Below are 20,476 nucleotides of genomic sequence, written 5' to 3'. Positions count from 1 at the left end.
ATATATTGTGTTTGTTTTGAATAACTTTTAATTTTGTCAAACGATAAATCAATTAATATAGTTAGCAAAAGGGAGGAAAATGTCGATTTACAATAATTTTTCATCAGATTTCAATTAATTTGGACCTTGCTTTTTCCCCATCCCTTTTAGGGCTTATCCCTGCAAGGGATGCGTTATTTGGTCAAACAAATCTGAAAAAACTTTTTTATTATCCACTCTAATTATGCTTCCTCTATCTCATGAAATTCCAATCATCGCTTTCATATTTGCTTTCTGCAATGGACTTCACTTCCAGCAATTGCTTTTCGGTGAGGACGTATGGCTCTAAATCGACCGAAAGTCCTTCGGCAAAACCTTTTTCAAAAGCTTCTTTCGCTTCAGGGATGGTAATCTTTCTCCCTGCAATATCATTTATGGCCACAGCTTTGTTTTTTAGGTTTTTTTGCATTCTCTCTTTAACCCTGTCATTTGAGAATTTAAATACGCTAAAAAGCTTATCATCATCAAGTTCAAGCAAAATGGATCCGTGCTGAAGGATGACGCCTTTTTGCCTGGTTTGAGCGCTGCCAGCGACCTTCCTGCCCTCAACGACCAGTTCATACCAGCTTGGAGCATCAAAGCAAACCGAAGACCTGGGCGATTTTAAAGCCGCTTTTTCCTGATCGGTTCGAGGCACGGCAAAATAAGCATCCAATCCCAGATTCCTGAATCCCATTAATATTCCTTCAGAAATGACACGATATGCTTCAGTAACGGTAGTCGGCATTCCCGGATAGGATTCTGGAACGATTACGCTATAAGTCAATTCATGCTCGTGCAGTACCGCTCGTCCTCCTGTTGGCCTGCGTACAAAACCAAGGCCCTGCCTTTTGACCTCTTCGATATCAATTTCCGCTTCCGCCTTTTGAAAATAACCAATCGACAATGTAGCTGGATCCCAGCCGTAAAAGCGTATGATTGGCGGAATTTCCCCTTTGCTTTGCCAGTTTAACAGAGCTTCGTCCAGTGCCATATTAAAAGCCGGTGAACAATACCCCGAATCTATAAAACCCCATTTATCTTTAGCCATCCTTACCCCTCGTTTCGATAGACTGTTTTTCAATACCCCACAAAAAACTCACATGTAGTAGTTTAACAGACTTTAACACTCTAAAAAAGAAAGTACCATCAAGTCCATGAAGAATTTGATGAAAATTCTTTTTGATTATTGGTTAAAGCAATTATATAATAAAGATTGTCTGTATTCGTTAAGGTAGAAGGGAGTTTTTATGTTTGGAAATATTATATACACTGCTCATCATCTTAGGAGTGGTTATTGCGTATTCACTTTTTAATTGGTACCGCCAGCGTAAAATCGTTAAAACACTAACACAGGACGAATTTATCGCTAACTACAGAAAAGTGCAGCTAATCGATGTGCGGGAACCGAATGATTTCGATAATGGCCATATCTTAGGCGCAAGAAACATCCCTATGACTCAAATGAAAACACGCTTGGTCGAAATTAGGCCGGACAAGCCTGTATATTTGTACGCTCAAAGCGAAATCATCAGCGGCAGAGCTGCAGCCATGCTATACAAAAAGGGCTACAGGGAGCTTTTTCACCTAAAGGGCGGTTTCAAAATGTGGACCGGGAAAATCAAAGCAAAGAAATAAGACCCCATCTCCGCATGGGCTCTTTTTAATTCAATAGCTCAAGGAAAAGAAAGTTAATTGCTGGACTTTAATGAAATCTTACATAAACATGAAAAATCCCCGCCGGCAGGCAGGGATTTTTTTCGTATAAGCTATCAATCTAGGCTTGATAACGCAGAACAGGTTTTCTTGCAGCAAGAGTTTCATCAAGCCGCTTTATAACGGTTGTATGCGGAGCTTCCTGAACGATTTCCGGGGTTTCTTCCGCTTCCTTGGCAATCTGGATCATCGCATCGATGAACGCATCCAGCGTTTCTTTTGACTCGGTTTCAGTCGGTTCTATCATCATTCCTTCCTCCACGTTCAACGGGAAGTAAATGGTTGGAGGATGATACCCGAAATCCAGTAATCTTTTGGCTATATCGAGAGTCCTAACCCCCAATTTCTTTTGCCGGCGTCCGCTTAATACGAATTCGTGCTTACAATGACGATTATATGGTAAGTCAAAATAAGGTTCCAACTTGCGCATCATATAATTGGCATTGATGACCGCATTTTCGGTGACGGCTTTAAGGCCATCAGGCCCCATTGAACGAATGTACGTATATGCCCTCACGTTAATCCCGAAATTACCATAATAAGGTTTTACCCTGCCAATGGATTGCGGACGATCATAATCAAGAGCGAATTGCTCACCTTGTTTAATTATAAGAGGTTTAGGCAGGTAAGGAATCAAGTCCGACTTCACACCTACAGGACCAGAACCCGGACCTCCGCCGCCATGCGGACCCGTGAATGTTTTATGGAGATTTAAGTGAACCACATCAAAGCCCATGTCACCCGGGCGTGCTTTTGAAAGGACTGCATTCAGATTGGCTCCGTCATAATAAAGCTTCCCACCTGCATCATGGACAAGTTGTGCCATTTCCAAGATGTTTTCTTCAAATAATCCCAATGTATTGGGGTTCGTCAGCATCAAGGCCGCCGTATCAGGTCCAACAACACGCTTTAAATCTTCAAGGTCGACTAATCCATTTTCATCGGATTTCACTGTAATCGTTTCAAGTCCGGCAACAGTGGCAGAGGCAGGATTCGTACCGTGTGCAGAATCAGGTACAATCACTTTCGTCCGTTCTGTATCGCCATTCGCTTCGTGAAAAGCGCGAATCATCATCAACCCTGTCCACTCACCATGTGCACCTGCTGCAGGCTGTAATGTCACTTGGTCCATCCCGGTGATTTCAGTTAAGTGTTCCTGCAAATCAAATAAGAGTCCCAATGCTCCCTGAACGGTAGCCGGATCTTGATATGGATGGATATGGGCAAAGCCGTTGAAACGTGCCACGTTTTCATTTATTTTCGGATTATATTTCATCGTGCATGAACCCAGCGGATAAAAACCCGAATCCACCCCATGATTCCGTTTGGAGAGTGCTGTATAGTGACGCATGATATCCAGTTCGGACACCTCAGGCAGTTCTGCCTCTTCTTCACGGATGTAGTCGGCAGGAAGAATTTCTTCGAGCGGAATAGTTGCAACATCCATTTCTGGCAGACTGTACCCGATTCGACCGGAAGTACTGATTTCAAAAATGAGTGATTGATCTTGATTATTCATGTTGATCCCCCAATTCCTGCGCAAGTGCATCAATTTCTTCTTTTGTTCTAAGTTCAGTTACCGCAACCAGCATATGGTCTTTCAGCTCAGGATAAACCGTCCCTAAATCAAAGCCGCCGATCATCCCTTTTTCAAAAAGGCTTTTATTGATTTCTGAAAACGAAGCAGGCAGTTTAATGATAAATTCATTGAACGAAGGACCGTCGAATATCAGTTCCACCCCTACTGCCATAATTGCTTTTTTCGCATAATGCGCTTTTTGAATATTTTGCACGGCCATTTCCTTGACACCCTTTTTCCCAAGGGCGGTCATTGCAACAGAAGCTGCCAACGCATTCAAAGCTTGATTGGAACAAATGTTGGATGTGGCTTTGTCACGGCGAATGTGCTGTTCACGAGCTTGTAGCGTTAGTACAAATCCCCTTTTACCATTTTCATCCACGGTTTGACCGACGAGTCGGCCCGGAACTTTCCGAACAAGTTTATTAGTAACCGCAAAATATCCACAATGAGGTCCACCGAATGCCGCTGGAATGCCGAATGGCTGGGCATCCCCCGTTACGATATCTGCACCGAGTGCACCAGGGGATGTCAAAGCTCCCAATGCAAGCGGATTACTGGAAACGATAAACATGGATTTGACGCCATGAATGATTTCTTCCATTTCCTTCAATGGCTCGATCCGGCCAAAAAAGTTCGGATATTGCACGATCACTCCTGCAATGTCCTCATTCGCCAATTCCTTTAAAGCAGCTAAGTCCGTCACACCGTCTTTATAAGGAATTTCGATCACTTCCACGCGTTGCCCTTTCGCATATGTCTTCACGACTTCTCTTGATTCAGGATGAACGGTTCCTGAAATGAGAATCTTCTTGCGCCGTGTCTGTCCTGAAGCAAGCATGGCTGCTTCAGCCAGCGCTGTCCCGCCGTCATACATGGAGGAGTTAGCCACATCCATGCCCGTCAATTCACATATCATCGTTTGATATTCAAAGATTGCTTGAAGCTCTCCCTGTGAAATTTCAGGCTGATAGGGTGTATAAGCCGTGTAAAATTCAGAACGGGATAGAACATGATCGACGATGACCGGTGCATAATGGTCATAGACACCCGCACCAAGGAAGGAAGCATAGTTTTTAAGATCCGCATTCTTGGCAGCAAGCCTTGATAATTCTTTCATTAATGCTGGTTCCGATTTAGCAGGCTTGATATCGTATTCTCCTTGAAAACGAACGCTCTCAGGGATATCATTGAAAAGTTCTTCAGCAGTGGATACCCCTATCGCTTTCAGCATTTCTTGTTTATCTTGCTCTGTCATGGGTAAATAACGATGTTTCATCTAATGACCATTCCCCTCTATTTACGTGGTTTTTTATAAAAAGGTGTTTGTATTATAACGGCTTTCAAACGTTTGGAACGGATCTCCACTTCGACTTCCGCATCCAGCACTGAAAATTCCTTATCGATAAGTACCAAACCCACGTTTTTCTTCAACGTTGGTGATTGGGTACCGGTCGTGACCTCGCCAATGACTTTATCACCGCTGTAGACCTTATACCCATGACGTGGAATGCCACGGTCTATCATTTCAATTCCCACAAGCTTGCGAGGAGCTCCTTTCTCCTTTTGCTCAGCAAGAACGGCTTTCCCGAAAAAATCAACTTCCTTATCGACTTTTACTGCAAAACCAATCCCGGCTTCTATCGGGGTGATGTCTGCTGAAAGCTCCTGCCCATACAACGGCAGTTTCGCTTCAAAACGCAGGGTATCACGAGCACCTAAACCAATCGGCTGAACTCCCTCTTCGTTTCCGGCATCCATAATCGCCTTCCAAAGGGCTGGACCATTTTCACTGTCACTATATATCTCAAAGCCATCCTCACCAGTGTATCCAGTACGGGATACCATCGTGGAGATACCGTTAATCATGACATTTTCCTTGAACTTGAAAAATCCAATTTCACTTAAAGCAGTATTTCCCGATAGTTTTTGTAAAATCTTCTCTGCAGATGGCCCTTGAAGTGCCAGCTGTGTATAGTCACTAGATACATTCTTGATTTGGACATCTTCCGATAAATGAGCTTGCAGCCAATTGAAATCTTTTTCTGTGTTCGCTGCATTGACCACGAGCAGATAGTCATCCTCAGACCTTTTATACACGATTAGATCATCAACCGTGCCTCCGTTTTCATAACACATGGCGGAATATTGGGCACCGCCCTGTTTCAGCTTTGATATATCATTAGTCAGCATCTTTTGTAAAAAGGAAAGGCTCCCAGGACCCTTAACATCGACTTCACCCATATGGGAAACATCGAATAACCCCGCTTTTGTACGTACGGCTTCATGTTCGTCCTTTATACCCGAAAATTGGACAGGAAGTTCCCAGCCGCCAAAATCAATCGTTTTACCTCCGTATTCACGATAAACCTCAAATAGTGGTGTTCTTTTTAAATCGGTCAAAAAATGACCCCCTTCAGATTTTTTTAAATTAATTGGCTTCATTATCAAAAGCTTCTTGTCATTACGCATCAGATATATCCTGATTCATGATGTGAAAAAAGCACAAAAAAGGACAGAGAAAGCCCGTTTGAGCTTTTTCTCTGTCCTGAAACCTGAAAGTTTACCTATGTAATAGGTTTTCCCCTTTGGTGGCCGTCCCAAAACGGGCGGCGCTCTCCAGAGTTGCGTCCAATAAGAGTTCTTTTGCCTGAGAGATTCACTGCTAAGTTTGCTCCTTCGGCGCTACATCCGTAGTCTCTCCCCTTATCTTCACCCGCATATAAATGGTCTACCAATGAAAGGAAGCGAATAAGCCACCAAACATCGGTAAAACCTCTGAGCATCGTGGAATGCATTCTCTGCCAATTCTCCTGAAACCTCAGAAACCGTTTGATTGGTCTCCTTCAGTAATCTTGGATAAATTAGAAGTCTATAGCCCATACTAAGAAAACGCGAACTGCAAAATCGATGTACAAAGATTCTTTGTAGCGTTGGGAAATTGGAATTTTCTAAATATACTTATATCCTACCCTAAGAAACTTATCTCTGCAATATCTTTTGAAGAGAAATATTTTTCTTACTTCACATATGAAATGTTCGGGTTTTGACCTTTTATTAAGGAAAATATGATTTAAGAGGGAGTTATTTCTATGAAAATCAATATATCCTTTAATTCTGAATGGAATGACGAGTTTCTGCAAAAGATGGAAAATGACGGTCCATGGGGAAACTGGGAGCTTTATAAGCTCGCGGTTCAAATGGAGGAAAATCTTATCATCCCTGATTTTGAAGGTTTACAGGCGCCCAAGCACCTTCCGCAGTTAACCCCGCTTCCCCATCAATTGGAAGCAGCCAAGCAAGTGGTGGAAAAGATGAATGGAAAAGCCATTTTAGCTGATGAGGTAGGGCTCGGAAAAACAATTGAAGCTGGATTGATCCTAAAAGAGTATATGATTAGGGGCCTTGTAAAAAAAGTTTTGATCCTTGTTCCGGCTTCCCTTGTCACACAATGGGCTTTTGAATTGAACACCAAGTTTCATATACCGGCAGTCGTTCAGAGAAAAAGCTATGTTTGGGACTCCTGTGATGTGGTCATTTCATCCATTGATACAGCGAAACGAGCTCCACATCGAGATATCATTTTCAAGCAGGAATACGACTTCATCATTATTGATGAAGCTCATAAACTTAAAAATAATAAGACGAAGAACTATGAATTCGTCCAAAATCTGAAAAAGAAATTTTGTTTACTCCTGACAGCCACTCCGATTCAAAATAAAGTCGAGGAAATTTTCCACCTCGTTTCGTTATTGAAACCAGGCCACTTGGGAAATGCCTCACTTTTTTCAGAAAAGTATAAAGGGAAAGGCCGGAACATTATTGAAGATGAACACCTAAAGGAACTTGTCAACACTGTCATGATTCGAAACCGGCGGGCCGATACTGGCATTGAATGGACAAAACGGCATGTGGAGACCATCACCATTGAATTTTCTCCAACGGAACAAGCATTGTACGATGCTGTTTCCAAATTCAAACCTATTTCGGATGGTTCTAAAGGAAGCGCCTTTTCGGCTCTCACTCTCCAAAGGGAAGCATGCAGCAGCAGAGAGGCGGTCTTTTATACATTAAAGAATATGAAAAATAAATATGATCAGCCTTCCCCTGACTTTTTGGCAAAGCTTGATGATTTATTTTCTAAAGTGAATGAAACGGTTCAGAACTCAAAGGCTGAAAAAGCTTTGGAACTGATCAAGAAAATTGATGATAAAGTCATTATCTTTACCGAATACCGGGCGACTCAGCTATATCTACAATGGTACCTACAGCAGAATGGAATTTCTTCAGTTCCTTTCCGAGGCGGTTTTAAGCGCGGAAAGAAAGACTGGATGCGAGAATTATTCCAAAAAAATATACAGGTATTGATTGCAACAGAAGCTGGCGGGGAAGGGATAAACCTTCAGTTTTGCCATCACTTGATTAATTTTGACCTGCCATGGAACCCGATGAGGCTCGAACAGAGAATCGGACGGATACACCGCCTTGGTCAGGAAGAAGATGTGATGATTTATAACTTTGCCACGAAAAATACAGTGGAAGAACATATTCTAAAGTTACTATATGAAAAAATAAATTTATTCGAGAAAGTAATCGGCGAATTGGATGATATTCTAACCAAACTGGATATTAACAACATTGAAGAATATTTGATTGATGTAGTCGGTGAATCCAAAACAGAGGGCGAAATGAAAATCAAGATGGATAATTTTTCGTCGTTAATCCAATTCGCCCAATCAATGAAGGAAGGTGAGGTTCATGCAGCAACGGGAAATTCATGATTTTTTAATAACTTACTTTAAAGCCAATGATTGTGAAATACTGGATAATGCACCAACCCACCTTACAGTCCAATTGACGATTGATATGGATAAAGAATTAATGAACAGACCCTTTTATTGGCATTATCTAGAAAAAACAGGCGGCGTTCCAAACCCAGCACAGATGACTTTCATTACCGATCCAGAACTAGCTCCATCCGATTTAAAGGGAGAAATGATTCATTTTGGCTCCCCTCGCCTTCACCAGATTATTCAATCTACCAAAAAGCTGGCAGGATATACTAGACTTTTTGAGGATACCCCTCCATCAAAAGGGGGAAATAATCCTTTGTTTCCTTGGCTGACCCTGAATGTGAAAATATCCTATCAATGCGATCGTAAAAAGGATACCTTCATGTCGATCGGTTTGAATTTAATCTCAGGTGAGATCATGGAAAGGTTTCACCATCGGGTTTTACCGATAAAGGTCACCCCCAAAATACCGGATTACTCCTTTACGCTTTCACCGCTCATCATGCCCAAGAGCGGATTGGCAAGACTGGATACATACATCAGGACCAGTTTCGAGGATGATGACCATTCCTGGGCAGAGGAAGCAATGCTTCGCTGGCAGAATGACTTGAATTTATTGGAGCATTTTTACAAGGATATGGAGGAAAAAAGTGAGAGCTATTTTACTGAAAAAGATGCCTTAAAAGCTCAATATGAACCTAACATCCGAATATCCATCATCAACGGAGGGTTATTTTACCTTTCTGATAGGGCATTGGGATAAGTAAGAACAATAAAAAAACAGATGCCCTAAATTCAGGACATCTGTTTTATTTTTTGATATTTTTCCTTACGAACATCGACAAAGCAAAAGGGACAATGCCAAACCAATGGGACATACCATGATTTTTATCCTCTTTTCTGTGACGGCGCTTTTCTTTTCGTTCTTTTTTCGTCAGATTAAAATACTCGACAAGCTGCTGAGTCAGATATTTAATATAAGCGTTTGTAGACATATAAAATAATCACCCTATGCAAAGTATGTCCCGTTTACGCAGCTTTTATTCCTTTGCTTGTTCCCTGAACACGTGTACCTGACTTAAAAGAATGTTGATTTTGCGTATTAAACAGCCTGCTTTTCCAACCATTCTTTCACTTTCCCAGCTTCTTTATCGTATTGAATGATGACCCTTCCCTCGCGGTCATTTTTAGTCGTGGAAGAGAACTCGATATAGACATAAGGACCTTCTTCTTTCATTACGGAATACCGCACCACACCATTAGGGTATGAAATTTCCCCCTGGATGATTTTTGGGATCTCTTCGCCCCACTCTGCCGTCACATCCTTGATCGCTAAATGGACAAGATGGTCGGCCACAAGCGATTCTTCCACTTCTTTATAAAATTTTTTATCAATGATAAACTGATCGATCATTAGTATTGTGAACATGATGAAAACACTCGCTACAATCATGACCATCGGGAAAACGACTCCTTTTTGATTATTCATCGACTTTCGTGACATTCCTAAAGAAAGGATGAAATCTTCGACTGAAAGTAGTCCCTGCTTTATCCGTTATATTTATAACAATGACACTGCCATCCTTCTCAACCCGGAATTTCGAAATGTTCTGTAAGATGACCTCATGCCCCATACCATTCACTCGTCTTCGGACCTTATCTTCATATTGTTCAAACGATGATAATTGTTCATCTGAAAGCAGCAAATATAATTTATTTCCCATTACATCCTGAGCTTTGGAACTCCGGACCTCCTGCTTCATTTGCATGGTAAAGACCTCCCACTCTTTAGGATGCAATTTATCAACGGACCCCATCTGGGTGTGAATGATTGAAAAAAGCTGTAGAACAAAAAGGGACGTCGTCATTAATATCATTAAAGAAAAAAGCATTTCGATCATCGTAAAGCCATCATTTTTTCGCAGCATCACAAATGGATTCAAGATTACCCGATTCATCTTCATAACGTACACACCCTTCAATCATCCCCGGGAAATCCCCATTGTCCTTCCAAACCAATTCATAGGATCTTCTTTTGTAAATGATTTCCTGACCATTTGCTTGTATTTCCCCATCCATGAACGCCGTCAATCTTTCATATAATAAATGGTGGGCTTCTGTCCTTACGGCAATATCTTTCCGATGCGTCATTAACTCTTCAAGAATCGGTAAAATGGCAAGTACCAGGAAAATACAAATGGAAAATGCGGCCATCAGCTCAAGGTAAACGTAACCTTTACAATTTCTCAATCCTGAACCTCCCTTTACCGATATTGAGGACCAATTTGTACATTCCTTTTGACGTGTCAATCATAATCGTTCCGGCTTTTGAAGCATTTCCATACTGATTAAAATGGAAGCTAAACCCCAAAGTGCCACTTAAAAACTGAATATCCTTTGGTATGCTCCTCTCTAGAACGATTCCTTCCTTATAAGATGACACGGTATAAACCTTTTTGGCATTATTAATATGAAGGTAGATCAAGCTCTCATGACTGATGGCATACTGCTGTGCATAGAAGATATCTTCATGGAATTGAGAAAGAAATAGCCTATTTTCCATGCCTTTAGTGAAGCTAGGATATAGATTAGGACCGATGGAAATCAGTAGTACAAAAATAACGAGGACAATAAGGGTTTCAGATAATGTATACCCCCCATTGGACTGCCGTATATTCACTTCCCTCCTACTCAACGACCGTTATCTTTCCTTTACTATCCAAACTAATATCATCCCCATTAGGACAGGATGTCTGTTTGAGATAGCCTTGACTTTCCAATTCACCGATACTTCCGGGCAGTTTAGCATTATCAATCTCATAAGCCTGTACCTGTGCTTGGGCCATCTTCACGAATGCTTCACAACCTTTGGACTGAATCGTAGATTGGTTCTTTGTGATATTGGGGATTGTTATAATCAAAAGGATGGAAATTACCAGTAAAACAATAAGCATTTCAATTAGTGTAAACCCACGTTCATTCATCACGTTCTTCAACATATCCATCATGCTCCTGAACCACCTGAATACTAGATGGCTTCGAGCATTTTCACCTCCGGAATACAATAATAAAATCCTATATACTTTCGAGCAGTGAGAACATCGGCAGCAAAACCGCCAAATAAATGGACACGATCAACAGACCTATCAGTGAAAACATGAGAGGCTGAATGATTTTTAAGATTGCATTCATTCTCTCTTCAATTTTCTCCAGTATAAAACGACTGTAATGAAGTAGCTCCGCATCAAGTCTGCCATATTTTTGACCATTTGCAGCGACCACCGGCAAATTACCATCAAAATATGGAAGCTCCCGAAAAATCAATTCAAGTGATCTGCCCTCAATCAGATCATCCTTAATGATATTGCATAGTTTTTGGTAAAAGGGCTGCTGTTGGTTTATCGAGAATAATTTAATGCTATCGTTAATCGATAGCCCTCCGGAGAGTAAGCCACTTAATTGGCTTGCAAAAAAATAAGTTTCGTATAATTTGATGAAGTTCCCGAATATCGGAATTCTCATCAAAATCCTCCGCTGCCTTAATGGGCACAATCCGTTAAACCAAAATCGTTTGAGTACATACAAGAATAGGAGCAATCCGAGTAAAAAGAAGGGGAGTGCTGGAAGAAAGAATGTGGAAGCTGATATTAATCTCAAGAGTGTATGCTGATCGACATCCATCGTGAAATAGATTGTCTGGAATTTAGGAAGGAGAACACTCTGAAGAATATAAAAAACAATACCTACAAAAAAGACTAAGAACACGGGATACACCATTAACTTTTTTACTTTATCCATATCCTCGGTTCTTTTCTTCCAATATCGCCCTCCTTCCACCAACGCCCGTTCCAGGTCGCCGTATTGTTCTCCATAAAATATATAACTTACAAGCTGCGGATGAAAATTCAGATGGGTCAGCACCAAGTGCAGCGGGAAACCGTTCCTTAAATCGGCTTTAGCCTGAGTGAAGTCTTCCGCTTTCTTCTTTGATTCCTGAAATTCAAGAAAATGCAGAGCCTCCGCCAAGGGATAACCATGCTTCAATAATTCACCTAGCTTCGAAATAAAAACCGCCTGCTCTTTTACCCTCCATTTACTTTTTGGTTTCATGGTATACCAGCCGTTCATATTCCTCTGAATCCACATAGCCCATCGCAACCGCTTTTCCAATTTCATCCTTCAATTGGCGGTAGCTGACCGTTGCCATTCCTTTTTCATCTCCCATTATCCTGAGAACCTCAGCCAGGCTTTTTCCATAGAGCAATTCATATACACTGGCCCTTTTATTCCTGGCAGTCATCTTGCAAGCAAAAGTACAGTCCCCTTTACATGGAAGACATCGCAATTCAACCAGCCGCTGTGCTGTCACGCCAATCAAGCTCTGTTCAACCTCAAGCAAGCTGACACCAAATTCCAGTAACCTGGAGATGGCGCCCTTGGCATCCCTTGTATGCATGGTTGTAAGTATCAAATGACCGGTTAATGCGGCACGCACTGCAATTTTGGCAGTTTCTGCATCCCTGACTTCCCCAACCATGATCACGTCGGGGTCATGCCTCAGGACAGCTTTTAGACCGACAGAATACGTAATGCCCGCCTTTTCATTGATTTGGACTTGCAGTACCTTTTCGGATACATTTTCAATGGGATCTTCAAGTGTAATGATATTTCGATTGATCATTTCGTAGGCATGGTGAAGCAGGGAATATAATGTCGTGGTTTTTCCACTGCCAGTCGGACCTGTAAATATGAGCATGCCATGGGAATGCTTCAGGAGTGCAATCAATTTTTGGACGGTATTTGGAAATAGGGATAACTGTTCGAGAGGAAGGATATTCTGTTGGGGTATTAAGCGGATGACCAAACTTTCGAGATGGGCAGTGGGTAAAGTGGAAAGGCGGAGCCCGACAACCTGGTTAGCCAAATTAATGGTGAGGGCACCACTCTGGGGCCTCCTTTTCTCCCCTATATCCATCGAGGCAAGGAACTTCAAATGAGCGATCAGCCTTTCAGCTTCAAAGAATGATAATGTTTCCTGGGGTACAAGCTTATTGTCTATCCTGAATTGGATGAGAGGTCCCTCCCTCCGAAAAAAAATGTGGATATCCGATGCAGATTCCTGAATGGCACGGGTTAATATTTTTTCTGCGGTCTTTTCAATCGATATCAATTCATTCATCACCTCCTATATTTCTTGTTGTAAGGATTCGACAATCCACGACAAATTCCTGCTCCAGTATAAAAAAAATTCCCGAAAAGAGCTTCGAGAATCATCTTACATGCTCACTTTCAATTCAAGCCTTTGGGAAACCAAATTTCTTAAAGCGTCTACATTATGACCTATCACCAGCTTTTCCCCGTCCATTAGGATGGGTCTTCTTAATAACTTCGGTTCTTTTGTTAATAATTGGATGACATCAGAAAGCATCATTTCGTCAATATTAACTTGTAAGTCTTTGTAAGCTTCACTTCTTGTTGCCAAGACTTCATCAAGTCCTTCCGTTGTCAATTCAAGTATTCTTTTTAACTCTGCTGCAGTTGGAGTTTCTCTGAATAAATGCCGTTCATCGAAGGAAACATGATTGGCCCTTAACCATTTTTTTGTTTTTCGGCAAGATGTACAACTTGGGTACGAAAAGAAAGTTAACTGTGCCATACTAATCACTCCCCGTTCACATTTTGTATACAATTATAATATATATAATGATTGTATAATATTTGTACAATTAATGTATATTTTTTTGCATTATAAAACAGTTTAAATTGTGAACTTTTTTTAAACTAAAGTGAGTTAGCGCTTTCTATTATTCCATTTTTTTCTGCCTGCATTATAATGAACATAGGTAAACTATGGAATACAGGAGGGTGTAATGGAACAAACGTTAAAAATAACAAACGTGTTAGCAGATCCCACCAGATATTATATATATCAGCATATTGTGAAAAACCATGGCGATGTTTCGGTACAGCAAATTGCCGATTCTTTTAACATCCATCCAAATGTTGCACGTTTACATTTGTCAAAACTTGAAGATATCGAAATGTTGACCTCGGATGCCCGAAGGACGGGTAAAGGCGGTCGCCCGAGCCGGCTTTATCGATTATCCGATAAAGTCATTCAGCTTCATTTTCCACATAGGAACTATCAGCTGCTTTCCAGGATTGCAATTCAGACGATGATGACATTAGGGGAACATGGAAAACAGGCTCTTTATGAAACGGGAAAAGGCTACGGGGAGGAACTGATAAAGCAGCAACTAGCCCTGAACTCGAAGTCGATCGATCGAATTGCTTTTGAGGAAAAAGTCAGCATGCTTAAAAATGCGGCTACCATAGCAGGGTTATCTCCTGAAATACAAGCAAGCGAAGAAGAAAATAAAATATACTTTCGTATCTTCAATTGCCCGTTTAAGGAAGTTACTGAAGTGGAGCCAGGGACAATCTGCTCCATGCATAATTCATTTTTAGAAGGTATGTTCGAAGCCTTGTTTGATAATGTCAATATTGTGGAATTAGAAAACATGATGTCCAATTGTACAGCATGCTCATACCAGGCTTCGGTTCTCACATAGAAACAAAAGGCATCCTTTACATTACCTTACAATTTCATTTATAATTATTTAGAATGTACACGACTAGACATAAGGAGGGATTCGGATGGAACGCATGTTCAGAGTATGTGGATTTTGGACAGGAATTATGGCAATTTTCTTTTATCTTGGCCATATGCATCAAACGTCTTTGCTTTTCTTTGCACAAACGATCTTTTTTGTTCTTTTAAGTTATTTGAAATTATCTGAGCGCATGTATATTTATGTTTTCGGCGCCTATCTTACCGTTTTCTTTGCAGGATTTTCCTACTGGAGCGTATTTATGATGACTCCTGGTACTGCGCATTAAGAACAAGCAATATTACATAACCCATGAATTTTGATTCATGGGTTTTTTACTTGTCACCATTCAGGAAAGATCCTTACATCGTCTGCTAAATTCTTCGATTGAAGCAACACTTTGAAATGTTCACTAAATCCCCCTGGAACGATTAGCCCGCGAATTGCACGATTACGCTTCGCCGTTTTCGAGAATGGATCAGTTCCTTGATGGTCCCTCAATTCCTCTAATATTCCTGCCTTAAGCAAGAATTCATTTTGAAGAAAAAGCCCATGATTGGAAAGATCCTTTCTTTTTCCAATCTCGATTAATGTGTCAAAATGGATATGTGTCGTCAAATCCATATCACCAGGATACATAAGTGGATCTTTAATCATTTGGTGCTCATAATAGCCCCTCAAGCTCCCTTGAAGATGAGCTGGCTCCTTCCATTCCCTTTCGGTATAGCCATAATCAATTGTAAGGAGTATACCCGATTCGATACAGGAAACGATCTTCTCATATTCACGGACCATTTTTAACGGAACTTCATATCGTTGTCTTTCATTTAAGGTGATAGTTCGTTCTGTAAGGTAAGATAGAATGTCAGGGTTGTCCAAAGGTTCCCTCATCTCTACAAAATCTCCTTCCTTTTCAGTGACGAAAACCTCTACGAGGGCTCCCTTATACTTTTCGATCACATGTACAGGCAACGCGTCGAAAAGTTCATTTGAAAAGAGGATACCATTTACCTTCGTCCATTTTTCCAAACTGGCAGCGGAAACTGCCTGTTTGAACATCCCTATACGTTCTTGCTGAAGCCTTCTATGAAATGGACTTTCATCCACAAGGATATAAGTCAAAGAGTCCCATATCTGTGGTTCCAATTCCTTCATGGAAACGAGGATATCATGAGCGAGCTTACCATCACCTGCGCCGACCTCGATGATTTTTGGTGAAACTCCGCAGCTTTTTATTAAATAAACGAACCATCTGGCCAGAGATCTCCCAAATGCATCCCCAACATTGCCAGACGTATAAAAATCCCCTCTGGAGCCAATCTTCTTTTTTTCGCGTACATAGTAACCTATATTGGGCGCATATAAAACAGCTTCCATATAGTCATGATAGGAAATTCTTTTTTGGGGGCTTCCTGCAATCAATTCCTTTAAGTGATTTTTCAACACAATGCCTCCGTCTCCATGATCTTCAATCATATGAAAATTAAATGTTCCTTTTCTTTACAAAACACATAAGTTCACAAAATGTTCAATTTTTTCATCTTCATAAGCGTGCCATCATTACAAAATGAATGTTTTCGACAAATCTTAGTTCAGAGCTGAATCAAAGTCATGCACACAAGGCAAGGCCCCGGTTTTTATATTCAGTATAGTTCTGGAAATGACCCATTTCAATATTTTTACATAATTAAGAACTTTAAAAAAACAGGTGCCATACGGCACCTGCAAAGGTCATTATCTCAAAAAGGGATTAGTATTCTTTTCATCCAGAATGGTCGTGACAGGCCCATGACCAGGAAATACGATCGTATCATCAGAAAGTGACAGCAGTTTCGTTTCAATGCTATTTAACAGCACTGCCTCGCTTCCGCCTATTAAATCGGTTCTGCCTACGCTTCCTTGGAACAAGACGTCCCCTGAAAATAGGAGCCGTTGCTCCTTGGCATAATACGAAACGCTCCCTGGTGAGTGTCCGGGAGTTTCGAATACTTCGAAAGTGAATCCCCCAATAGTAAGTTCTTGCTCATTTGCCAGGAAGTGATCGGCAGGCTTCATGCGCATTGGATTTTCAGGGAACCAGTTTTGAGAACCATTCAATGCGGGATCAAGTAGCCACTTGGCCTCTTTTTCATGAATATATGCAGGTATCCCATAATGTTCCCGAATAGCATCAAGAGCACCGATATGGTCAAAATGTGCATGTGTCAATAAAATCGCCAAAGGCTTTAAATTTTTTGTTTGTATGTACTGTATGATTTTCTGCGGCTCTTCACCCGGATCGAAAATGATGCAATCCTGTCCATCGGAAACTACATAACAATTCGTTTGCAGCGGGCCTAGAGGTATTTGTGTCCATTTCATTTCAATCAGCTCCAATATGATTTTCTATCTTCATCTTACACTAATTAGGCTGCTAATGTTAATCCAGTTTACTCAAGTCATAGAAGTGTCACCTATTAAACCTCGACAAATAATTGAAAAAATATTAAGATATTAACAAATGCAATCTTTTCTACATATTTTTGGTAGTTGCTTTATTCTCTGGGTATATTATTAGGGATTAAGTATTCATTACGAAAAGGGGGTTTTGACATGATATTAATGGTAGTTTTCGGACTTGTGGCTATATTAGGAGTAGTAGCTGTGTTTACCTCATTAAAAAAGAGAAACTTCTTAGGATTCATTTTTGCTGCCGGCAGTGCAGTCGTGTTTGGCTGGTTCACTGTCATGACTGTCATCAACAGCGGTTTTCCAGTTGCCCATTGAAGAAAAAAGCTCGCCATCCGGCGAGCTTTTGTTTTAGGTCATCATGTTTGTTTGAACAATCTTTGTATTTGATGGGTTTTCATATCAATGATTTTCTCAAATTGATATCCATATAAGCAGAAGTTGCCATCAAGCGAACAGCTTAATGGTTCATTTTCCATGTCCTTCATCAATTCTTCTTGTGTGCCTTTTTCCCAATTAAATTTAGTTAAGGTAAACCTTCCCTTATATTGGTCCGCATCTTTTGATTCATTAGGAATAAACGTTATCAATTCCTTGTCTTTTTCAATGAAATCATAGGATGGAATCACCCAATCTGAAAAGCTTTTCAATAGTGGTACGGAAAAAGAATGGATCGGCTTGTTTGATGGATCATAAAATGCATATGTACCCCGATCTTGATTTTCTGTCTCCACTTGAATCGTCATCAGCGCTTGTTTCATTTTTTTAAAGTGAATGACATCGAGCATAAGGCTTTCCGTTCCATCCCCATTAAGCGCTTTTCTTTCTAGGGGTGCCGTCAAAGCAGGTTCTTCCCTGTCCCAATCGAGAAACATCAAATCTTTTTCACTTGCCCATTGAGCAAAGGGCTGTGGAAAGTCCAGAGTTTCCATTGTTTGTTCATCTGGATTCAACACATAACTGTTGTATGTCCAATCTTCATAAAAACTCGATAAAAACAACCGGCCATCTTTAAATGAATTCCACTCATAAGCTAATTCATAGGCTGGGATCGCCACGGAATACAGTGGATTTCCCGTTTTATCGAGTATTGTGATGGATGCTTTACCCGAAGAGGTGAAGGACGATAACAAAACATGCGTACCAGACGGACTGATCGATACTTCAGAGAACTCAAAAGCCGGCTGATAGAAAACGGAAGTATCATTCGTTTCCAAATTCCATGCCATCAGCTGGGATAATTCATTACCATCCCGCTTCACAGAATATAAAATGGTTTTGGAATCCAGCCATCCAACAATGGCTTCGATTTTATCCGTTTCTGCAGTCGGGACCTTTAAATTGCTTACTGAAGTTTCAAGGTTTGATTGGGAGTGTTCTTTTTCCGTATCATTTACGGGTTTACTAAGGTCCTTGGAAGGCTCACAAGCCGAGATAAGAAGGATAGTGGAGATAAATAATGGGATGATACACAACATCTTACAAATGGAAAGCCGCATACAAAGTGCTGCTTTGGATACTTTAATCTCCACACACCTCCCTCTTCAAAACTAAAACGCCTGGCATATGTGAGCGAGACATTAGAAAGAGAGTAAGGATTAACCAATCGAATCCTTACGACTTTCATTATAAAGTAAAAAAGAGAAAATGTGGCGAATAATGATCTTATATTTTTTTGGAAGTATATCCCTTAGGGGGAAATGTATCACATATAAAGGCCTGCCACCAATATCTTGACGGTATCTTCATATATACCCGGAAAATGGGATAGCGGAAGCGGATTGATGCCCTTTCCCAATTCGATTGTGAAACCGCCGCGTTTGAATTCCTGAATGAACCAATCTTTATACCCGGCATGGCTGTCAACGTATTGTACGGCCCGATATCCGCTGCGTTCCTCAAACTCCCTTGCAACATTCGCTGCCTCTTCAGGTTCATGTCCCTCATATCCCCAATAGAATTCTTTTCCCTGGGTGTGAAGTGCAAGCACTCTTTCGAAATTCCGCCTCATTGCCAGCTCCTTCATGGCCAATGCTTCTGGTTCTGATAACGCGGACTCTCCTGGAAAATCTCTTGGAGCAGGGGCTTTTGGAATCTTTCTACGCTTTTCAATCTCCCAATTGGCAGGATATTGATTATTCAGGTCAACACCGCGGATATTGGCTTTCCAAGCATAAAAGGCAGGGTTGCCATTGTTTATTTTTAAAACATCGACCTTCCCCTCTGCCGCCTCCTCCCCCTTCAGGACAAGCTCGACTCCATCCGGATTCACCATTGGAACAATCGAAATGGTCATATCCCGATAAAAGGGCATACAATCCATTCCGCAAAGTGTACGATCATTCGTTACTGCCAGCAGAAAATCATTCAGCCATTTCATCAAAACCGCCGAAGTGATCCATTCATTAGCATGGAATGAACCGTTATAATGTATGATCTTATCGCCTTGACCGATCCTTACCTCAAGGAGTTCTTTTCCCAACACACTCCTCCCGATCGATTCAACCTTAATAAAGGGGTAATGAAAAGATAAAGTATCCAGATCGTCAAGAAGTGATTGATAATCATAGGGCTTGTCGGTGACAATCATGGGATTCATGACCCGGACGGGCACGGAAAAAGGTTTTTGTCCACCTTGATTCAACAATGATACCCCATCGATGGGCAGGTGATATTGTAATGCGATTTCGGCAAAATCGATATCTAACCGGGACTCTTCCTGAACAATGTATCCAGGTATCTGTACTTCCATGCCATTTGGCAAAACCCCGCCAGTAATGGCGGGATTGGCATCCTCTATCAAAACCCGGGGAATTTGGAACAATTGACTGTAATATGCCAAATCATCCCCGCTTCTGCTCACGACTTTCATTCAGCCTCCGCCCCTTTCATTGTTTTATCTTTATGAAGCGAAAGACAGAAAGATGTTCAGGAAGTCTCACGTGTTTCAATAATTGTAATGGGTACTGATTTTCCTGAAGAAACAAAAAAAAACCTGGATTGCGCCAGGTATCAGTAGACAAACTCGATGAAAATCACCTACAGTTTGTTTGTGCAATTTGAACGTCGATTTCCTCTTCAGGCACTCGCTTTCCGCGTCCAAGGGAGCCGCGCACCTTACATTCCAATCAACTTTGTTTTAACTTTTAGATAGGACACTATTGTCTACAGACTTTTTGTTTTAGTATTTAAACTGATGTAACTTGAGTCTATTCAGCGATATCGGCTTGAAATGATTACTTTAGATCAATTGATGCCATCGAACGATTTGTAGTCGGCACGATTGTAACACGAGATATGATAGGAATATC

23 protein-coding genes and 2 riboswitches are annotated in these 20,476 nt (G+C 41.1%); of the genes, 6 read left to right on the top strand and 17 right to left on the bottom strand.

All coding sequences use genetic code 11. From position 1 onward, the window contains the following. Positions 1–232: 232 nt before the first annotated feature. Complete coding sequence (locus ACQKMF_RS05095; protein ID WP_101222546.1) at positions 233–1,069, bottom strand: lipoate--protein ligase family protein; 837 nt, start codon at positions 1,067–1,069, stop codon at positions 233–235. Positions 1,070–1,272: 203 nt separating this feature from the next. On the opposite strand from ACQKMF_RS05095, the gene ACQKMF_RS05090 reads away from it, so the two are divergent. Then, a complete protein-coding gene (locus tag ACQKMF_RS05090; RefSeq protein ID WP_076365383.1) occupies positions 1,273–1,656 on the top strand; it encodes a rhodanese-like domain-containing protein in 384 nt (127 codons plus the stop codon). Positions 1,657–1,795: 139 nt separating this feature from the next. On the opposite strand, the gene gcvPB is transcribed toward ACQKMF_RS05090, so the two are convergent. From gcvPB to gcvT, 3 genes are read right to left on the bottom strand one after another with little or no spacing between them, the layout of a single operon-like run. Next, on the bottom strand, positions 1,796–3,253 hold the full coding sequence (gene gcvPB / locus ACQKMF_RS05085; protein ID WP_101222547.1) for an aminomethyl-transferring glycine dehydrogenase subunit GcvPB: 1,458 nt from the start codon (positions 3,251–3,253) through the stop codon (positions 1,796–1,798). Beyond that, positions 3,246–4,592 (bottom strand): aminomethyl-transferring glycine dehydrogenase subunit GcvPA, encoded by a 1,347-nt coding sequence (gene gcvPA / locus ACQKMF_RS05080; RefSeq protein WP_427572044.1) that lies wholly within the window; start codon positions 4,590–4,592, stop codon positions 3,246–3,248. The genes gcvPB and gcvPA overlap by 8 nt, the downstream gene beginning before the upstream one ends. 17 nt (positions 4,593–4,609) lie before the next feature. Then, positions 4,610–5,716, bottom strand: coding sequence for a glycine cleavage system aminomethyltransferase GcvT (gene gcvT, locus ACQKMF_RS05075; protein ID WP_101223462.1), 1,107 nt, complete (start codon positions 5,714–5,716; stop codon positions 4,610–4,612). 138 nt (positions 5,717–5,854) lie between these two features. After that, a riboswitch (glycine riboswitch) is annotated at positions 5,855–5,938 on the bottom strand. Positions 5,939–5,941: 3 nt separating this feature from the next. Further along, a riboswitch (glycine riboswitch) is annotated at positions 5,942–6,029 on the bottom strand. 376 nt (positions 6,030–6,405) lie between these two features. Between gcvT and ACQKMF_RS05070 the strand changes: the two genes are divergently transcribed. Together ACQKMF_RS05070 and ACQKMF_RS05065 are read left to right on the top strand one after the other, a co-directional pair. Then, positions 6,406–8,094, top strand: coding sequence for a DEAD/DEAH box helicase (locus ACQKMF_RS05070; protein WP_101222549.1), 1,689 nt, complete (start codon positions 6,406–6,408; stop codon positions 8,092–8,094). Beyond that, on the top strand, positions 8,072–8,869 hold the full coding sequence (locus ACQKMF_RS05065; protein ID WP_230177008.1) for a YqhG family protein: 798 nt from the start codon (positions 8,072–8,074) through the stop codon (positions 8,867–8,869). Before ACQKMF_RS05070 ends, ACQKMF_RS05065 begins: the two co-directional genes overlap by 23 nt. A gap of 46 nt (positions 8,870–8,915) precedes the next feature. Here the strand turns inward: ACQKMF_RS05065 and ACQKMF_RS05060 are convergent, their stop codons facing one another. From ACQKMF_RS05060 to ACQKMF_RS05020, 9 genes are all read right to left on the bottom strand, one after another. Beyond that, entirely contained in the window at positions 8,916–9,101 is a 186-nt protein-coding gene (locus ACQKMF_RS05060) for a YqzE family protein (protein ID WP_063233067.1), read from the bottom strand. 107 nt (positions 9,102–9,208) lie between these two features. Next, positions 9,209–9,595, bottom strand: a complete 387-nt coding sequence (gene comGG, locus ACQKMF_RS05055; RefSeq protein WP_230177009.1) for a competence type IV pilus minor pilin ComGG — start codon at positions 9,593–9,595, stop codon at positions 9,209–9,211. After that, positions 9,588–10,070 (bottom strand): competence type IV pilus minor pilin ComGF, encoded by a 483-nt coding sequence (comGF, locus tag ACQKMF_RS05050; protein WP_427572041.1) that lies wholly within the window; start codon positions 10,068–10,070, stop codon positions 9,588–9,590. The genes comGG and comGF overlap by 8 nt, the downstream gene beginning before the upstream one ends. After that, the gene (locus ACQKMF_RS05045) at positions 10,018–10,356 is read right to left on the bottom strand and encodes a hypothetical protein (RefSeq protein ID WP_427572039.1); all 339 of its coding nucleotides are present in this window, start codon (positions 10,354–10,356) and stop codon (positions 10,018–10,020) included. The genes comGF and ACQKMF_RS05045 overlap by 53 nt, the downstream gene beginning before the upstream one ends. After that, positions 10,343–10,786 carry a competence type IV pilus minor pilin ComGD gene (gene comGD / locus ACQKMF_RS05040; RefSeq protein ID WP_101222554.1) on the bottom strand — a complete coding sequence of 148 codons (444 nt, stop codon included), beginning with the start codon at positions 10,784–10,786 and terminating at the stop codon, positions 10,343–10,345. The genes ACQKMF_RS05045 and comGD overlap by 14 nt, the downstream gene beginning before the upstream one ends. A 7-nt stretch (positions 10,787–10,793) precedes the next feature. Next, positions 10,794–11,105 (bottom strand): competence type IV pilus major pilin ComGC, encoded by a 312-nt coding sequence (gene comGC, locus ACQKMF_RS05035; protein ID WP_290370120.1) that lies wholly within the window; start codon positions 11,103–11,105, stop codon positions 10,794–10,796. 76 nt (positions 11,106–11,181) lie between these two features. Further along, positions 11,182–12,216: a competence type IV pilus assembly protein ComGB gene (gene comGB, locus ACQKMF_RS05030; RefSeq protein WP_402938394.1), complete on the bottom strand. Its 1,035-nt coding sequence runs from the start codon at positions 12,214–12,216 to the stop codon at positions 11,182–11,184. Next, positions 12,200–13,285, bottom strand: a complete 1,086-nt coding sequence (gene comGA, locus ACQKMF_RS05025; RefSeq protein WP_397315833.1) for a competence type IV pilus ATPase ComGA — start codon at positions 13,283–13,285, stop codon at positions 12,200–12,202. The genes comGB and comGA overlap by 17 nt, the downstream gene beginning before the upstream one ends. A 96-nt stretch (positions 13,286–13,381) precedes the next feature. After that, positions 13,382–13,762, bottom strand: a complete 381-nt coding sequence (locus ACQKMF_RS05020) for a Spx/MgsR family RNA polymerase-binding regulatory protein (RefSeq protein ID WP_101222556.1) — start codon at positions 13,760–13,762, stop codon at positions 13,382–13,384. A 214-nt stretch (positions 13,763–13,976) separates the two neighbouring features. Here ACQKMF_RS05020 and ACQKMF_RS05015 point away from each other — a divergent pair, with 214 nt between their 5' ends. Further along, positions 13,977–14,678, top strand: coding sequence for a helix-turn-helix transcriptional regulator (locus ACQKMF_RS05015; protein ID WP_402938400.1), 702 nt, complete (start codon positions 13,977–13,979; stop codon positions 14,676–14,678). Positions 14,679–14,763: 85 nt separating this feature from the next. After that, positions 14,764–15,006: a DUF2626 domain-containing protein gene (locus ACQKMF_RS05010; protein WP_076365317.1), complete on the top strand. Its 243-nt coding sequence runs from the start codon at positions 14,764–14,766 to the stop codon at positions 15,004–15,006. A 53-nt stretch (positions 15,007–15,059) separates the two neighbouring features. On the opposite strand, the gene ACQKMF_RS05005 is transcribed toward ACQKMF_RS05010, so the two are convergent. Both ACQKMF_RS05005 and ACQKMF_RS05000 read right to left on the bottom strand, forming a co-directional pair. Next, a complete protein-coding gene (locus ACQKMF_RS05005) occupies positions 15,060–16,160 on the bottom strand; it encodes a class I SAM-dependent methyltransferase (RefSeq protein ID WP_427572033.1) in 1,101 nt (366 codons plus the stop codon). A 291-nt stretch (positions 16,161–16,451) separates the two neighbouring features. Next, positions 16,452–17,078 (bottom strand): MBL fold metallo-hydrolase, encoded by a 627-nt coding sequence (locus tag ACQKMF_RS05000; RefSeq protein ID WP_101222559.1) that lies wholly within the window; start codon positions 17,076–17,078, stop codon positions 16,452–16,454. 231 nt (positions 17,079–17,309) lie between these two features. Here ACQKMF_RS05000 and ACQKMF_RS04995 point away from each other — a divergent pair, with 231 nt between their 5' ends. Continuing rightward, on the top strand, positions 17,310–17,483 hold the full coding sequence (locus tag ACQKMF_RS04995) for a DUF2759 domain-containing protein (RefSeq protein ID WP_101222560.1): 174 nt from the start codon (positions 17,310–17,312) through the stop codon (positions 17,481–17,483). 41 nt (positions 17,484–17,524) lie between these two features. Here ACQKMF_RS04995 and ACQKMF_RS04990 read toward each other — a convergent pair whose 3' ends face one another. After that, positions 17,525–18,697 (bottom strand): hypothetical protein, encoded by a 1,173-nt coding sequence (locus ACQKMF_RS04990; protein ID WP_402938406.1) that lies wholly within the window; start codon positions 18,695–18,697, stop codon positions 17,525–17,527. 173 nt (positions 18,698–18,870) lie between these two features. Further along, entirely contained in the window at positions 18,871–20,037 is a 1,167-nt protein-coding gene (locus tag ACQKMF_RS04985; RefSeq protein ID WP_402938408.1) for a M14 family metallopeptidase, read from the bottom strand. Positions 20,038–20,476 lie beyond the last annotated feature (439 nt).

This window comes from Peribacillus sp. NPDC101480, from assembly GCF_050277335.1.
In the GTDB taxonomy this organism is placed as follows: Bacteria; Bacillota; Bacilli; order Bacillales; family DSM-1321; genus Peribacillus.
This window is presented reverse-complemented; position numbering and strand designations above follow the sequence as displayed.

What these genes read in the sequence shown, in the direction of transcription:
- ACQKMF_RS05020 (WP_101222556.1), bottom strand. Translation starts at nt 13,762, where the DNA reads ATGGCACAGTTAACTTTCTTTTCGTACCCAAGTTGTACATCTTGCCGA.
- gcvPB (WP_101222547.1), bottom strand. Translation starts at nt 3,253, where the DNA reads ATGAATAATCAAGATCAATCACTCATTTTTGAAATCAGTACTTCCGGT.
- ACQKMF_RS05015 (WP_402938400.1), top strand. Translation starts at nt 13,977, where the DNA reads ATGGAACAAACGTTAAAAATAACAAACGTGTTAGCAGATCCCACCAGA.
- ACQKMF_RS04995 (WP_101222560.1), top strand. Translation starts at nt 17,310, where the DNA reads ATGATATTAATGGTAGTTTTCGGACTTGTGGCTATATTAGGAGTAGTA.
- ACQKMF_RS05065 (WP_230177008.1), top strand. Translation starts at nt 8,072, where the DNA reads ATGCAGCAACGGGAAATTCATGATTTTTTAATAACTTACTTTAAAGCC.
- comGF (WP_427572041.1), bottom strand. Translation starts at nt 10,070, where the DNA reads ATGAAGATGAATCGGGTAATCTTGAATCCATTTGTGATGCTGCGAAAA.
- ACQKMF_RS04985 (WP_402938408.1), bottom strand. Translation starts at nt 20,037, where the DNA reads ATGAAAGTCGTGAGCAGAAGCGGGGATGATTTGGCATATTACAGTCAA.
- ACQKMF_RS05095 (WP_101222546.1), bottom strand. Translation starts at nt 1,069, where the DNA reads ATGGCTAAAGATAAATGGGGTTTTATAGATTCGGGGTATTGTTCACCG.
- comGB (WP_402938394.1), bottom strand. Translation starts at nt 12,216, where the DNA reads ATGAAACCAAAAAGTAAATGGAGGGTAAAAGAGCAGGCGGTTTTTATT.
- ACQKMF_RS05060 (WP_063233067.1), bottom strand. Translation starts at nt 9,101, where the DNA reads ATGTCTACAAACGCTTATATTAAATATCTGACTCAGCAGCTTGTCGAG.
- ACQKMF_RS05070 (WP_101222549.1), top strand. Translation starts at nt 6,406, where the DNA reads ATGAAAATCAATATATCCTTTAATTCTGAATGGAATGACGAGTTTCTG.
- comGA (WP_397315833.1), bottom strand. Translation starts at nt 13,285, where the DNA reads ATGAATGAATTGATATCGATTGAAAAGACCGCAGAAAAAATATTAACC.
- ACQKMF_RS05010 (WP_076365317.1), top strand. Translation starts at nt 14,764, where the DNA reads ATGGAACGCATGTTCAGAGTATGTGGATTTTGGACAGGAATTATGGCA.
- comGG (WP_230177009.1), bottom strand. Translation starts at nt 9,595, where the DNA reads ATGAATAATCAAAAAGGAGTCGTTTTCCCGATGGTCATGATTGTAGCG.
- comGC (WP_290370120.1), bottom strand. Translation starts at nt 11,105, where the DNA reads ATGTTGAAGAACGTGATGAATGAACGTGGGTTTACACTAATTGAAATG.
- ACQKMF_RS05000 (WP_101222559.1), bottom strand. Translation starts at nt 17,078, where the DNA reads ATGAAATGGACACAAATACCTCTAGGCCCGCTGCAAACGAATTGTTAT.
- gcvPA (WP_427572044.1), bottom strand. Translation starts at nt 4,592, where the DNA reads ATGAAACATCGTTATTTACCCATGACAGAGCAAGATAAACAAGAAATG.